The 14,390-nt window shown below is 52.8% G+C and carries 10 protein-coding genes; 9 read left to right on the top strand and 1 reads right to left on the bottom strand.

Going from position 1 to position 14,390, the window contains the following annotated elements; translation table 11 throughout:
- The first annotated feature begins 75 nt into the window (after positions 1-75).
- The 9 genes from hemN (at position 76) to B3355_RS05875 (ending at position 12,890) form a co-directional block, all read left to right on the top strand.
- Positions 76-1,461 (top strand): oxygen-independent coproporphyrinogen III oxidase, encoded by a 1,386-nt coding sequence (gene hemN, locus B3355_RS05915; protein ID WP_292781387.1) that lies wholly within the window; start codon positions 76-78, stop codon positions 1,459-1,461.
- Positions 1,462-1,470: 9 nt separating this feature from the next.
- The gene (locus B3355_RS05910; protein ID WP_292781385.1) at positions 1,471-2,187 is read left to right on the top strand and encodes a sulfite exporter TauE/SafE family protein; all 717 of its coding nucleotides are present in this window, start codon (positions 1,471-1,473) and stop codon (positions 2,185-2,187) included.
- A gap of 67 nt (positions 2,188-2,254) precedes the next feature.
- Positions 2,255-3,094: a DNA ligase gene (locus B3355_RS05905; RefSeq protein WP_292781382.1), complete on the top strand. Its 840-nt coding sequence runs from the start codon at positions 2,255-2,257 to the stop codon at positions 3,092-3,094.
- A gap of 14 nt (positions 3,095-3,108) precedes the next feature.
- The gene (locus B3355_RS05900; protein WP_292781379.1) at positions 3,109-3,528 is read left to right on the top strand and encodes a hypothetical protein; all 420 of its coding nucleotides are present in this window, start codon (positions 3,109-3,111) and stop codon (positions 3,526-3,528) included.
- 242 nt (positions 3,529-3,770) lie between these two features.
- Complete coding sequence (hrpA, locus tag B3355_RS05895; protein WP_292781429.1) at positions 3,771-7,781, top strand: ATP-dependent RNA helicase HrpA; 4,011 nt, start codon at positions 3,771-3,773, stop codon at positions 7,779-7,781.
- Positions 7,782-7,816: 35 nt separating this feature from the next.
- A complete protein-coding gene (locus tag B3355_RS05890; protein WP_292781376.1) occupies positions 7,817-8,731 on the top strand; it encodes a hypothetical protein in 915 nt (304 codons plus the stop codon).
- A 15-nt stretch (positions 8,732-8,746) separates the two neighbouring features.
- Complete coding sequence (locus B3355_RS05885) at positions 8,747-10,261, top strand: DUF4118 domain-containing protein (RefSeq protein ID WP_292781373.1); 1,515 nt, start codon at positions 8,747-8,749, stop codon at positions 10,259-10,261.
- Complete coding sequence (locus B3355_RS05880) at positions 10,258-10,932, top strand: winged helix-turn-helix domain-containing protein (protein ID WP_292781370.1); 675 nt, start codon at positions 10,258-10,260, stop codon at positions 10,930-10,932. Before B3355_RS05885 ends, B3355_RS05880 begins: the two co-directional genes overlap by 4 nt.
- A 77-nt stretch (positions 10,933-11,009) precedes the next feature.
- The gene (locus tag B3355_RS05875) at positions 11,010-12,890 is read left to right on the top strand and encodes a potassium transporter Kup (RefSeq protein WP_292781367.1); all 1,881 of its coding nucleotides are present in this window, start codon (positions 11,010-11,012) and stop codon (positions 12,888-12,890) included.
- Positions 12,891-12,968: 78 nt separating this feature from the next.
- Here the strand turns inward: B3355_RS05875 and B3355_RS05870 are convergent.
- The coding region (locus B3355_RS05870; RefSeq protein ID WP_292781364.1) for a methyl-accepting chemotaxis protein at positions 12,969-14,390 on the bottom strand (1,422 nt) is incomplete at its 5' end.

Below are 14,390 nucleotides of genomic sequence, written 5' to 3'. Positions count from 1 at the left end.
TGGCAAAGTAGCCGGCAATGACTCCCGGGACGAGATGTCTCACTTGTGCAGACAGGAAAGCATTTGCTAGATACCATGAAACAACCGTTGACGATTACTCAAGAGCACATCGAGCGCTATGATGTTTCGGGGCCGCGGTACACCTCTTACCCCACGGCAGACCGCTTTGTCGAGGCGTTTGATGCGGCGGCCTATGTCAAGGCTGCAGAGCAGCGCAATATCAGCAACTGGACACAACCGTTATCGGTGTATGTACATATCCCGTTTTGCGCGTCGCTGTGTTTTTATTGTGCCTGCAACAAAATCGTCACCAAACGTTATGAACAGAGCGCCATTTACCTCAACTATCTGCAACGCGAACTCAATCTGCATCTGGACAAGTTTTCGCAAGCGCAGGCCGTGAACCAGCTGCATTTAGGCGGCGGTACACCGACCTTTCTCAATGATGAGGATTTAACCCGCCTGGTGGAGATGCTGAAAAAAGCCTTTGTGTTTAACCAGGAGGGTGAATACTCGATTGAGATTGATCCACGTACGGTGAACCAGCAACGCTTGCAGCATTTGCGCGACCTGGGCTTTAACCGCCTGAGTTTTGGTGTACAAGATTTTGATGCCGATGTGCAGCAAGCGGTACATCGAGTGCAGTCTTATACGCAAGTGGAAACGCTGATGCAACAAGCGCGGGAGATGGGTTACCAGTCTATCAATGCCGATCTGATTTATGGCTTGCCCAAGCAAACCCCGGCAACCTTCCGCGAAACGATCGCTAAAATTACCACATTGCGCCCAGACCGCATTGCCCTGTATGGCTATGCACATTTGCCATCACGCTTCAAGCCGCAGCGCCGTATTCTGCAAGATGAGTTGCCCAATGCCGTAGACAAAATCCAGATGCTGTCAGAGGCTATTCAGCAATTGATGCAGGCGGGATATGTGTATATCGGCATGGACCATTTTGCTTTGCCAAACGATGCGCTGGCGATTGCCAAACAGCAGGGCAGGTTGCACCGCAACTTTCAGGGTTACAGTACCATGGCTGACCAGGATATTCTGGCGCTGGGCGTCTCTGCTATTGGCAAAATGGGCGCGACCTATAGCCAGAATGCCAAAACGCTGGAAGAGTATTACGACTTTCTGGACCAGGGCCAGTTGCCGATTGTGCGCGGCTTGGCGCTTAGCCGTGATGACCTGATCCGCCGCGCAGTGATTATGGCCATCATGTGCCACGGTGAGCTCAGCTATGAGTCAATAGAGCTCTCTTATATGGTGAATTTCAGGGATTACTTTAAATCAGAGATTCAACAACTTGCAGATAAAGAAAAGCAGGGATTGGTGGTGCTGGAAGAAGACGGCTTGAAAGTGACTGAAATGGGTTGGTACTTTGTGCGTGCTATTGCCATGGTGTTTGACCGTTATTTGCAGCACGATGCCAATCGTGCAAGGTTTTCCAAAATCCTTTAAACTCTCGGCATGTTAGCCAGCTTACTCCTGACCGCTTTTGTCATGGGGCTGGCAGGCGGCCCGCATTGCATTGCCATGTGTGGTGCAGCTTGCGGCGCCATGCAGTCTCCCCCTCACACCACCAGCCAATTTCGTTCGATTCCGCTACGTGTCATCAAGACCATTCCCTGGAGTTTTTACCTCGGGCGCATGCTGGGTTACGGCATTTTGGGCGCGGTTGCGGCAGAAACCCTGCGTGGCCTGGCCTGGTTGTCCAACCAGAGTCATGTGTTCCAGCCATTGTGGACGTTCTCTCATACGCTGATCTTTGCCTGGGGCGTGCTATTAGTGGTCACCGGCCAACAACCACAATGGGCCGTGCAGCGGGCACAACAAGTCTGGGCCTGGATTAAACAGCGTACCGAACACGCCAAATTCGGCTATTTACTCACGGGCATGGTCTGGGCCTTGTTGCCGTGTGGCTTGCTCTATTCAGCGGTGATGCTGGCCTCATTGCAATCGCAATGGTTACAAGGGGCATTGGTGATGATGGCCTTTGCCTGTGGCTCAGCTACCGTGCTGGCACTGGCACCTGTCCTATGGCGCGCCAGCCAGCAATCCATGCCCGGCTGGTTTAAAGAATCGACGGGGATGCGCCTGAGTGGCGTATTGCTCATCGCCCTCAGCGTGGTCGCTTTATGGATGGACGTCATGCATCACGACAAATTGTGGTGCCAACTCCTCTAAACATTGCTTTTATCCCCTGCATTCTGTAACTTTCAATTGTTAATTTAATTTAACAATTGGGGGCGTCATGCTTGGGCCAACGCGGTATCTACTGTTTTTTTTCTTGTCGTTGCTGATTGCGCATAGCTACGCTCAAGCGCCTGACATTTTGCTGGCGCAGATTTACCATGACGATATCCTGGTGCAAGAGTATCTGGTCAGCGAAAAACTGGATGGTATCCGTGCCATCTGGGATGGCCAGCAATTCACCAGCCGCCAGGGTCATCCTATTCATGCGCCAGCCTGGTTTACTAAAGACTTTCCGCCACGGCCACTGGATGGGGAGTTATGGATAGGCCGTGGTCAATTCGAGACGCTTTCATCCACGGTCAGACAAGTACACCCGGATGATGCTGCCTGGCGGCAAGTCGCCTATTATGTGTTTGAGTTGCCAAACGCCAACGGTGATTTCGCCCAAAGAGCGCAGCAAATCGCGCACATCGCCCGGCAAGCGCATAGCCCTTATCTCAAAAGTCTGCCGCAATTCCGTGTTAAAGACAGGCAAGTGCTTAAAAAAACGCTGGATCACATTGTGGCTCAGCGTGGCGAAGGCCTGATGCTGCACCGCGCTGATGCACCATATCTCACTGGCCGCAGCCATGTCTTGCTAAAACTCAAACCACAACTTGATGCCGAAGCCAAAGTGATCGCCCATGTGCCCGGCAAAGGCAAATACCAAGGTAAAATGGGCGCGTTATTAGTAGAAACCCCGGCAGGTATCCAATTTAAACTGGGCACCGGATTCAGCGACGCGGAGCGCGCGCATCCACCGCCGATAGGCTGCCAGGTCACTTATACTTACCGTGATGTGACCAAAACAGGTAAACCCAAGTTTGCCAGTTTTTTACGCATACGTTCGCCTGAATAGTGAAAGGAAATCATATGAAGTGGTTCGCAGGATTATTAAGCTGCTGGATAGCAGCAAACGCCTATGCGCTTGATTTAAGCGGCGTTTACGCCTGCAAGGGCGATGATGCGCATGAAGGAAAATATACCGGCACAGTGACCATGAAATTACGTCCGGAACATAGCAAGGGTGCCGATGCCAGTTATGACTTCCAGCTTGAAGTGCCGGATTATGGCGTTTATAAAGGCCACGCAGCGGCGCATGATATGCATGCTGCCATGCATTTTGCCTTACCAACAGAGAATGGCGAGTATGGTGGCAAGACGCATGATTATGGCACCGGTATTGCCGAGTTCAAGAGAAATGCCAAAGGACAGTTGAGCTTCAGGAAGTTTTATTTTGAACCTGGGTTTAAGGATGGGAATACAGGGGTGGAGGAGTGTGTAAGAAAGTAATTCTTTTGTTTTCTCAGCGTTGACCGGGGTATTAGAGGTTTCTTTTCGCCTTTACGGCGACCATTCTTTCTTATNNACTCGCCTAGAGGCGAAAAACAACGTATCAAGCAAGACAAACTTAAGCTATATGTAAGCTGCGAGAATGCATGTCATTTCGCCTGCCATGTTAAAATCTCCTCCCTATGACTGCCGCCTCTCCTGTACAACTCATCGCCCAGCTCGAAAAACAACTTGCCCAGTGCATGCTGGCAGATCGCTTTCCGCTTAAACGCCGTTTGCAGCAGTTACGCGATGCCTTGAAACAAAATAAGCCGGTTGATAAAGCGCTGGTTGATATTGCCCATAAAGTCCAGGCATCCCAGCAGCGTTTGCAAGCCAGATTAGCCGCATTACCCAAGCCGGAATATCCCGAAGAGTTGCCCGTTAGTGGCAAAAAAGACGAGATTGCAGCAGCAATTGCCAAGCATCAGGTGGTGATTGTTTGCGGTGAAACGGGTTCTGGTAAAACCACGCAGTTGCCCAAGATTTGCCTGGCGCTGGGGCGCGGGGTTGCAGGCCTGATTGGGCACACACAGCCGCGCCGAATTGCGGCGCGTTCGGTGGCTTCGCGGATTGCGCAGGAACTGCAGAGTCCGCTGGGTGAGGTAGTGGGTTACAAGGTGCGTTTTAATGACAAATTGTCGGAGCGCAGTTATGTCAAATTAATGACCGACGGGATTTTGCTGGCGGAGACGCAGAGCGATAAATTCCTTAACGGTTATGACACCATCATTATCGATGAGGCGCACGAGCGCAGCCTGAATATTGATTTCCTGCTGGGCTACCTCAAGCAGTTATTGCCGAAACGGCCGGATTTAAAAATCATTGTCACGTCAGCGACGATTGATGCTGATCGCTTCTCCAATCACTTTAACGGTGCGCCGGTGATTGAGGTGAGTGGTCGTACTTATCCGGTCGAGATTCGTTACCGCCCGCTGGGTAATAAAACCACCATGGTGGCGGTTGAAGTGCCGGTGGATGATGGTCTGGACGATATTGACCGTTTTGCGCAGGACCTCATGGGCATTAAGCGCAAGCCACCGCGTACCGAGACGCGTTGGCTGGAAGAGGATGACGAAGAAGAGGTGATGGAGGATGCCATCCTCGATACGGCTGAGGATTTGCTGCGTTTGGGCGATGGCGATATTCTGGTGTTTTTGCCGGGTGAGCGTGAAATTCGCGATACGGCAGATCATTTGCGTAAATACCAGGGACGTTCACCGAAGCTGAAATCACTGGAGATTTTGCCGCTGTTTGCGCGACTGAGCATTGAAGATCAGCAAAAAATCTTCCGCCCGGGCGGCCAACGCCGCATTGTGCTGGCGACCAACGTCGCAGAGACTTCATTGACGGTGCCTGGCATTAAATATGTGATTGACGCTGGCCTGGCGCGCGTTAACCGCTACAGCCCACGGGCGAAGGTTGAACAATTACAGATAGAGAAAATCTCGCAAGCGGCTGCCAAGCAGCGGGCAGGGCGTTGCGGCCGCGTGTCTAACGGTATCTGTGTGCGTTTGTATTCCGAAGAGGATTTTAACCAGCGTCCGGCCTTTACTGACCCTGAAATCCTGCGTAGCTCACTGGCCAGCGTGATTTTGCGTATGGCTGATTTGCGCTTGGGCGATGTCGCCGATTTCCCGTTTATTGAAGCGCCTTCGTCACGGCTGATCAGCGATGGTTACCAGTTGTTGCAAGAGCTGGGCGCGGTGACGGAGCGGCGCGAGATTACTGAGCTGGGCCGTCAGATGGCGCGCTTGCCGTTGGATCCGCGTGTGGCACGCATGATTCTGGCCGCGAAAAAAGAAAGCTGTTTGCGCGAAATCCTGATTATTGCCAGTGTCTTGAGCATGCAGGATCCACGCGAGCGGCCCATGGACAAGCGCGAAGCGGCAGATAGCGCACATGCCAAGTTCAAAGCAGATGATTCCGACTTTATGAGCTATCTCAAGTTGTGGGACTGGTATGAGCAGGCATTAAAGACTAAAAAGTCCAATCGCGACTTGCTGAATCAATGCCATCAGAATTTCCTGTCTTTCCTGCGCTTAAAAGAGTGGCGTGAGTTGCATCAGCAACTGCTGGAGATGGTGGAGGAGATGGACTTCAAGCGCAGCGATAAGGAAGCCAGTTATGAGCAGGTACATCGCGCATTGCTATCTGGTTTGTTGGGGAATATCGGCTTTAAGGATGGTGACAGTGAGACCTATGCCGGCGCGCGCGGTATCCGCTTTACCATTGCGCCGGGCTCGGCACTGAAGAAAAGTCGGCCGAAATGGGTGATTGCTGCTGAACTGGTAGACACCACCAAGCTGTATGCGCGCGTTGTCGCAAAAATTGATCCGGACTGGATAGAGCCGATTGCCAATGAAGGTGGCAGCCGTGACCTGACGCAAAGTGACTATACCGACCCGCGCTGGGATAGAAAAACCGCGCAAGTGGTGGCCTGGGAGCGCGTGAGTTTATATGGCCTGACCATTGTGCCCAAGCGGCGTGTGCATTACGGGCCAATTAACCCGACGGAGTCGCGTGAGATTTTTATCCGTGAAGCCCTGGCAAATATGGAATTTGACACGCGGGCGCCATTTTTTGAGGCTAATCGCCGCTTAATCGCTGAAGTTGAAGCACTGGAGCACAAGGCGCGCCGCCAGGATGTGTTGGTGGATGAATACCAGTTATTTGTGTTCTACGACAAGGTTGTGCCACAGATTACGGAGCCTGGTCATCAAGAGCCTTATCGCATTTATAACGGTGCCGCGTTTGAAAAATGGCGCCAGGATGCGGAGAAAGTGAATCCCAAAGTGCTGCACCTGACGCGTGAGTCACTTATGCGCCATGGTGCCAGTGCGATTACCGAGGTGCAGTTCCCGGAGCATATGGTGATAGACGGTGAAACAGTACCGCTCAAATACCGTTTTGAGCCTGGGCATGTGCTGGATGGCGTGACAGCGACGATCCCCCTGGCCTTGCTAAACCAGCTGGACGCCACAGTGACCGAATGGCTGGTGCCCGGCATGGTGCGTGACAAGGTCACCGCGCTGATTAAAGCTTTGCCCAAGACCCTGCGTCGCGTTTGTGTGCCAGTGCCGGATTTTGTGACCGGTTTTCTCGAAGCCAAAACTGCCACTGCGCCTTTGTTGCCAGTCCTGGCAGAGTTTATCCAGCACAAGGTTGGGCTCAAATTGAAGCCAGAGGAGTTTGACCTGGCTGGCCTGGACGCGCATCACCTGATGAATTTCAGCGTGGTGGATGAAAAAGGCCGTGAACTGGGCATGGGCCGTGACTGGCATCTGCTTAAAAAACAACTGGGTTCGGCAGCACAGTTGACATTCAGAACCGGTTCACCGGGGATTGAAAAGTCCGGCCTCAAGCAATGGGATTTTGGCGATTTGCCGCAAACGCTTACCTTTAGCAAAGATGGCCGCCAATTGACGGGTTATCCGGGTCTTGAAGACAATAGCGATAGCGTCGCCATCAAGCTATTTGATACACCGGAAGCGGCAGCGGTTTCGCACCGCAAAGGCGTTTGTCGCCTGATGCGTTTTGAGCTCAAAGAGCAAATCAAACAATTGGAAAAAGGCCTGCCGGGCTTTAACCAGTATGCCTTGTTGTTACGCGCCATCATGAACCCGGACCAGTTACGCGAAGATATGCTGCAAGCGATTGCCGACCGTGCCTTTATTGCCGAGGATGAATTGCCGCGTACCAATGCCGCATTTATGCAGCTGAAAGCACGTGCACGCACGCGCCTGCCAGCCGTGACAGAGGCGCTCACCCGGCAAGCGCAATTGATTGCCAATGAATACCAGGTATTGGCGGCGTTACTGCAAAAAATGACGCCGGTCACGCAAAAAATTAAACGTGAGTGCGAGCAGCAGTTGCAAGGCATGCTTTACCATGGCTTTTTCAGCCAGACGCCGTGGGAGCAATTGCCGCATCTGCCGCGTTACCTCAAGGCGATTAAAATGCGTGTGGATAAATACCCAACCAGCATCGAACGTGATGGCCGACATGCGCAGGCATTGCTCCAACTGGAGCAGCGCTGGCAGCAGAAAGTTGAGCAGTTACGCAAGGCGCATTTGCCTGTAACAAGCCAGTTACAAGACTTTACGTGGCAGTTGCAAGAGTTACGTGTATCATTATTTGCGCAGGAATTAAGGACACCTTATCCTGTCTCAATCAAACGTCTTGAAAAACTCTGGCTCGAAATACAATCGTGATGCGTGACGTCCGCTATTTTTAATTCATTCAGTTGATGCAGCCTTCTCCTTTTGAACCCTTTAGTACGCCAAACTGGCTAAAGCCAAAGCAGCGCGATCGCGTGTTGCGTATCCCGGCGCGCCTGATGTGGGCCGTATTACTGTCGCTGGTATTTCACGCGATTTTGTTCTGGGGATTTTTACTCGACTTGCTCAACCCACTCGAAGAGCCTGCGCAAGAACCCTTGAATATTGTGCTGGATCTTGGGGTGCCTGCACCTAAAACACCTAAAGTGTCGCCGCCGCCAGAAATGCCACCGGAGCCACCGCCTCAGCCGCAGCCCAAACCGAAACCACAGCCCAAGGCTGAGCCAAAATTACCGAAAAAAGTCATTCAATCACAACGGCCAGATAGCCCGTTCAAATTGCCTGAGCCCAAGCCGCAGAACCGGCCTGAGCCAACACCGCCTGTGCCACCGCCACCGGTGGAGGACTTCTCGAGTATGATCAAACGCAGGCAGTCGGACCGTAATTCGGACGAAATGGCCGCCAAACAGATCAATGATGCCGCTGCGGCTGCCGAGCGTGGGCCCTCAGAAGATGAGCGCCGTACCAAAAACATCATGAATAACCTCAAGTTCGGCACCAATGGTTTATTCCAGATCCGGCGCATGGACCCGTATAACGCCACCTTCAGCTTTAAAGGCTGGGTCAACGATTACACCTCGGCCAATACACAGTATTACGAAGTTGAGGCGCGCAATGGTGAAGATATCCGGCTGGTCATGATGCGGCGCATGATTGCGATTATCCGTGAGCACTACAATGGTGATTTTGACTGGATATCCAACCGCCTGGGGCGCACGATCTCACTGTCGGCAAGGCCAGCAGATAATGCTTTCCTCGAAGATTTTATGATGAAGGAATTCTTCGGGCCCAATTATAAAAACCTGGATATTTACGGGCGCTAGTCATTTTCAGTGATCATGCCAGGCAACTTCGATCATCCTGTTTTATCGAAACCGTCACACTGGCAAAGCTATGCCGCCTTGATTGCAGGGTTGGCGCTGGTCTCAGGCATAGGCTTGTATTATTTCTCCGCACTGGGGGTGGCCGTCATCACGCTGCTGTATCTGTTGTGCGTGCTGTGGGCGGCTTATTTTCTGCACTTTTTCCATGCTTTGCTGACGGCGGTCATCGCCGTACTGCTGATCAATTACCTTTTTATCGAGCCGCGTTACACCTTTGGTATCGCCAGCCTGCAATCCTGGCTGATGTTGTCGGTATTTGCGGCGCTGGCGCTGATGGTGAGTCGCGCCATGCAGCAACTCAAGCAGCAAAGGCAACAGGCGCAACAGGCGGCCTTGCAGTCGCGGTTTTTCCAGTCATTGGCCGAGCTGCTGGCCATGCAGTCCAGTGTTGAGGGCTTGTTGCAAGCCGCCTGCCAGCATGTCCAAGACGTGTTTGCCTGGCAGGTTAGCGTGGTGCAGTTGTCCGATGCCAATGCACTAACATATTTGGCGGGTGCGCCAGTGGCGACCCTTGAAGTCTCAAGCGTGCAATGGGCGTTGGATTACCAGCGTGCGATTGGTGCGGGCACCGCAGACTGGCCTGAGCTGGGCGACTGCCTGTTGCCGTTTGGTATTCCGCAACGCGAAGTGCTGGTGGTGGCAAGCCATGCGGCATCTGACCTGCATTTTTTACGCTTGCTGACCCACCAATGCGCACAAGCGACGATGAAGTTACGCCAACAAATGGCCCTGGCACAAGCCGCGCGTGATGCCAGTGAGGCCAATTTCAAAAAGACGCTGCTGACTGCATTATCGCATGATATGCGCACACCGCTGACCGCCATCCTCGGTGCCGTCAATGTGTTGGCGGATCGACAGATTGTGTTGGCGCCAGCGCAGTCTGCGCAGTTATTGCATAGCATACAAGCGGAAGCCAGCTATTTAACCCAGGCCACCGAGAACATCCTGACACTGGTGAAACTGGATGCAGGTAGCAGCAGCTTGCACCTGGACTGGGCGTCGCCCCAGGAAATTATTCAGCACGTCGTGCAACGCTATTTGCAACGTACGCCTGCGGTGTTGTTGCAAGTGACATTGCCTGAGGCCGATTCGCAGCAAGAAGTACTGTTTAAAGCTGATGCGGTATTGGTCGCGCATGCGCTGGCCAACCTGATCGATAACGCCTTGCAGTGGCGAGAGGCTGATAGCGCCATTGAAGTCGCCATGCACATAGAATCCTCGTCGCTGGTTTTGTCAGTACTCAATCAGGGGCCAGGTTTCTCACCAGGTTTTGTGATCTCCGCTTTTGATGCGCACACACCAGCGATGGCAGGTGTGCGTGGCTTTGGGCTGGGTTTATCGATTGTGGATACCGTGATGCAACTACATGGCGGGCAAGTACAGCTGGGCACCAGTGCTGACCATCGCACTGCTGTACGTCTGTTATTCCCGTTTGTATACGCGGCAGACTTAATCAAGGCCGACACATGAGCCAGCAGGCAGCGTTATTATTGGTGGAGGACGACCCGGGCGTGTACCAGTTTCTGTTACCTGCATTGTCTGCGCACGGCTACCGCGTACAACATGCGCGAGACCTCGCGCAAGCGCGTGAGGCCAGCGGATTTGCCATGGTTATTCTCGACCTGGGTTTGCCGGATGGGCAGGGCGAGCAGTTTATTCCGCAGCTGCGTGCTTATTCGGATGTGCCGATCCTGGTACTGTCTGCCCGCCAGGATGAACTGGATAAAGTGCATTGCCTGAACCTGGGTGCAGATGATTACCTGATGAAGCCATTTGGCTTGCAGGAGTTGCTGGCGAGGATACAGGTGGCGTTGCGGCGCACAGCCATCATGCAGATGCGTGATCACGTTTATCAACATCAGTCATTAGTGATTAACCGTGCCAGCGGCCTGGTGACCAAACATGGCGAGCAGTTGCATTTGAGCCCGATTGAGCATGCATTGCTGATGTTGCTGGCCAGCAAGCCCGGCACCATTTTTACCCATAGTCAATTGCTGGCCCAGGTGTGGGGGGCGGATTATATCGATGACACGCATTACCTGCGTATTCATATTGGCCGTTTACGTGCCAAGCTCGAAGATTATCCCTCTGCACCGCAAACCGTTCTGACTGAGCTCGGCATCGGCTATCGGCTCGCCTGAGTCAGTCGTTCTTGTTTATGCGATTGATATACCGTTAGCCTCACACTGCCTCCATCAATCAACCACAAGGGGATGTGATGGACAATCTTTCCATGCGAAAAAGTAGTTTGGCTGCGCTGGCGCTGGGGGCGATAGGCGTCGTCTACGGCGATATCGGCACCAGCCCGCTCTATACCGTACAAGTTATTTTTAGCGAGAGCACTGGCGTGCCGCTCACCCAGGCCAATATTCTGGGCGCGATCTCGTCTATTTTCTGGTTGCTGATGTTTGTGGTGACCTTTAAATATGTGCTACTGGTGTTACGCGCACACAACAAAGGCGAGGGTGGTGTAATGGCCTTGCTATCACTGGCGGTGTCCAGTTTGCGGCCGCAAGATAAGCGCACCGGTGGTTTGCTATTACTGGGCGTGCTCGGTGCTGCCTTGTTTTATGGTGACAGCGTGCTCACGCCAGCCATTTCCGTACTGTCAGCGGTCGAAGGCCTGCAAGTGGCTTCTCCTGCGCTGGCCGCGCAGATTCTGCCGATTACGATAGGCATACTTATCGGCCTGTTCTGGTTTCAGCGACATGGCACGCATGCCGTTGGCCGGTTTTTTGGCCCGATTGTGATCGTCTGGTTTCTGGCGCTGGCGGCGATAGGCGTGTGGCAAATCGCACAAGCACCACAAGTGTTGCAGGCACTGCATCCGCAATATGCCTGGCAGTTCTTGCAAGCGCGTGATGCTGGTGTGTTTATTGCCATCGGTGCAATATTGCTGGCGGTGACCGGCGCCGAGGCTTTATATGCCGACATGGGCCACTTTGGCCGCCGCGCGATACAACTGGCCTGGCTGGGGTTGGTGTTCCCCTGTCTGGCGTTAAATTACCTGGGGCAGGGCGCATTATTGTTGCAACATCCTGATGCGGTCAGCAATCCATTCTATTTATCGTTTCCGCAACCCTTGCTGATTCCTGCTGTGATTCTGGCCACACTGGCGACCATTATTGCTTCGCAAGCGGTGATTTCTGGCGCATTCTCCATGACCCGCCAGGCGATTCAATTGGGCTTTTTGCCGCGTATGCGTATTATCCATACCTCTGCCAGTGAGTCAGGTCAGATTTATATTCCCGCAGTGAACTGGGCATTGCTGCTGGCAGTCATCATCGTCTGCCTGGCGTTCCAAAGCTCGTCGGCGCTGGCGTCTGCCTATGGTATTGCCGTCACCGGCACCATGCTCATCACCACTGTTTTGCTGTTTGTCGTCATGCGTCATCGCTGGCAGTTTCCGGCCTGGTTGGTCTGGTTATTGACCGGCGCCTTGGGCGCGGTGGATGCCGTATTGTTTAGCTCAGCCTCCATGAAGTTTTTGCAGGGTGGCTGGTTTCCGATTGCGTTGAGCATACTGTTGATTGTGCTGATGACCACCTGGAAAAAAGGCCGCTATACACTGCTGAATAGCATGGCTGAGACAGACCCTAAACTGGCACCATTGCTCGCCACCCTCGCCAGTAGCACACTGCCTCAAGTGCAGAGAACAGCGGTGTATATGGTGTCTAACCTTGACACAGTGCCACAGGCTTTAATGCATAATCTCAAGCATAACCAGGTGCTACATCAGCGTAATTTGTTTGTGAATGTGTCGTTCGAAGACGTGCCATTCATGAATACCGCTGAGCGCATCACCACCAAGCGCCTGGTCGATGGTTTCTGGCAAGTGCAATTACGTTATGGTTTTATGCAGCATGCCGATATTCCGCAAGCCTTATTGCAACTGGATTTGGATGGGCAAACACTGGATCCGTTTACCAACTCCTATTTCCTGAGCCGCGATATCATCGTGCCAGACGTTGGTGGTGCCATGCCACGCTGGCGTGACCAACTGTTTTCCGTGATGTCACGCAACGCCAGCAGTGCAGTCGAGTATTTTAATATTCCGGCCAATAGCGTGATTGAATTGGGTAGTCGCGTACAGATATAAGTGCGCATGCCAATGGCGTGCGTTTAAGCATCAAAAGAAAACCCGCCAGTTGGCGGGTTTTGTATTAACAGGCTGCGCTTAGTAATTATCCGTGCCGGTTCTACCCAGGCTGACGCGCTGTTGCGGTGCCCGGCTGATAGTGTCAGTATCCAGTAACTGGTATTGGTTGACGGTGTCTTGCAGCTTCTCAGCCTGTGTCACTAGAGACATGGCCGCGGCAGCCGCTTCTTCCACCAGTGCCGCATTTTGCTGGGTGACTTCATCCATTTGCGACACCGCCAGGTTGATCTGCTCGATACCACTGCTTTGTTCAACGGATGCGACGGTAATTTCACCAATCAGCTGTGAAAACTTGCTGATAACGCTGACAATTTCTTCCATCGTGCCACTTGCCTGTTCTACGTACTGTGAACCGTTGGCGACTTTTTCTGCAGAGTCGTTAATCAATACCTTGATTTCCTTGGCGGCGCTGGCAGAGCGTTGTGCCAGGTTGCGCACCTCGCTGGCTACCACGGCAAAGCCACGGCCTTGCTCACCTGCGCGGGCGGCTTCTACGGCGGCATTCAGCGCCAGAATATTGGTCTGGAAGGCAATGCCGTCAATCACCGAAATAATCTCTTCAATGCGTGAGGAGCTTTCAGTGATTTCAGTCATGGTGGCCACCACTTTGCCAAACACTTCGCCGCCTTTGGTGGCAATGTCGTTGGCCTGGTCTGTCATGCCATGCGCCAGTTTGGCGTTCTCGGCATTATTTTTCACATTGGTGGCAATTTCCTCCATGCTGGAGGCGGTTTCTTCCAGCGAGCTGGCTTGCTCTTCGGTGCGCTGTGACAAATCATTATTACCAAGCGAGATTTCTGACGCTGCCGAGTTAATGGTTTCGCCAGCCGCTTTAATGGTCGACAAGATGTTGCTCATGGTGTCGACAATCTCGTTGACGCCTTCACACAGCAGCTTGATTTCGCCTTGCTTATTCGCGGTCGCAATGCGTTGGGTCAAGTCATGTGCCTTGGTCGCTGCGACCACTTCGGCAGTTTCGTGTACCGCTTGTGACATCGCCTGGGCTTCCGCCACTTTGGCGCTAATGTCTGTGGCATATTTCACCACTTTGAATGGTTTGCCTTCGTCATTAAAAATCGGGTTGTAGCTGGCTTGCAGCCAGATTTCCTTGCCGCCTTTACCTACGCGTTTATATTGGCCATCGTCGGCTTCGCCGCGGCCCAGTTGATCCCAAAACTGTTTATATTCCGGGCTGCTTTTATAAGCGGATTCAACGAACATCTGGTGATGCTGGCCAATGATTTCCTGCTTGCTGTAGCCGGTGACAGCAGCAAAGTTATCGTTCACGGCAGTGATCTTGCCTGTGAGGTCAAACTCAATCACGCCCATGACTTTACTGATGGCACTGATTTGGCCTGCAAAATCTGCATTTCTCAGTTTTTCGGCGGTGATATCCGTCGCATATTTCACCACTTTGAATGGCTTGCCTTCGGCATCAAA

The organism is Methylophilus sp. UBA6697, assembly GCF_002454655.1.
Lineage (GTDB): Bacteria > Pseudomonadota > Gammaproteobacteria > Burkholderiales > Methylophilaceae > Methylophilus.
The sequence above is the reverse complement of the archived record's forward strand: the minus strand, read 5'-3'. Positions and strand labels throughout refer to the sequence as shown.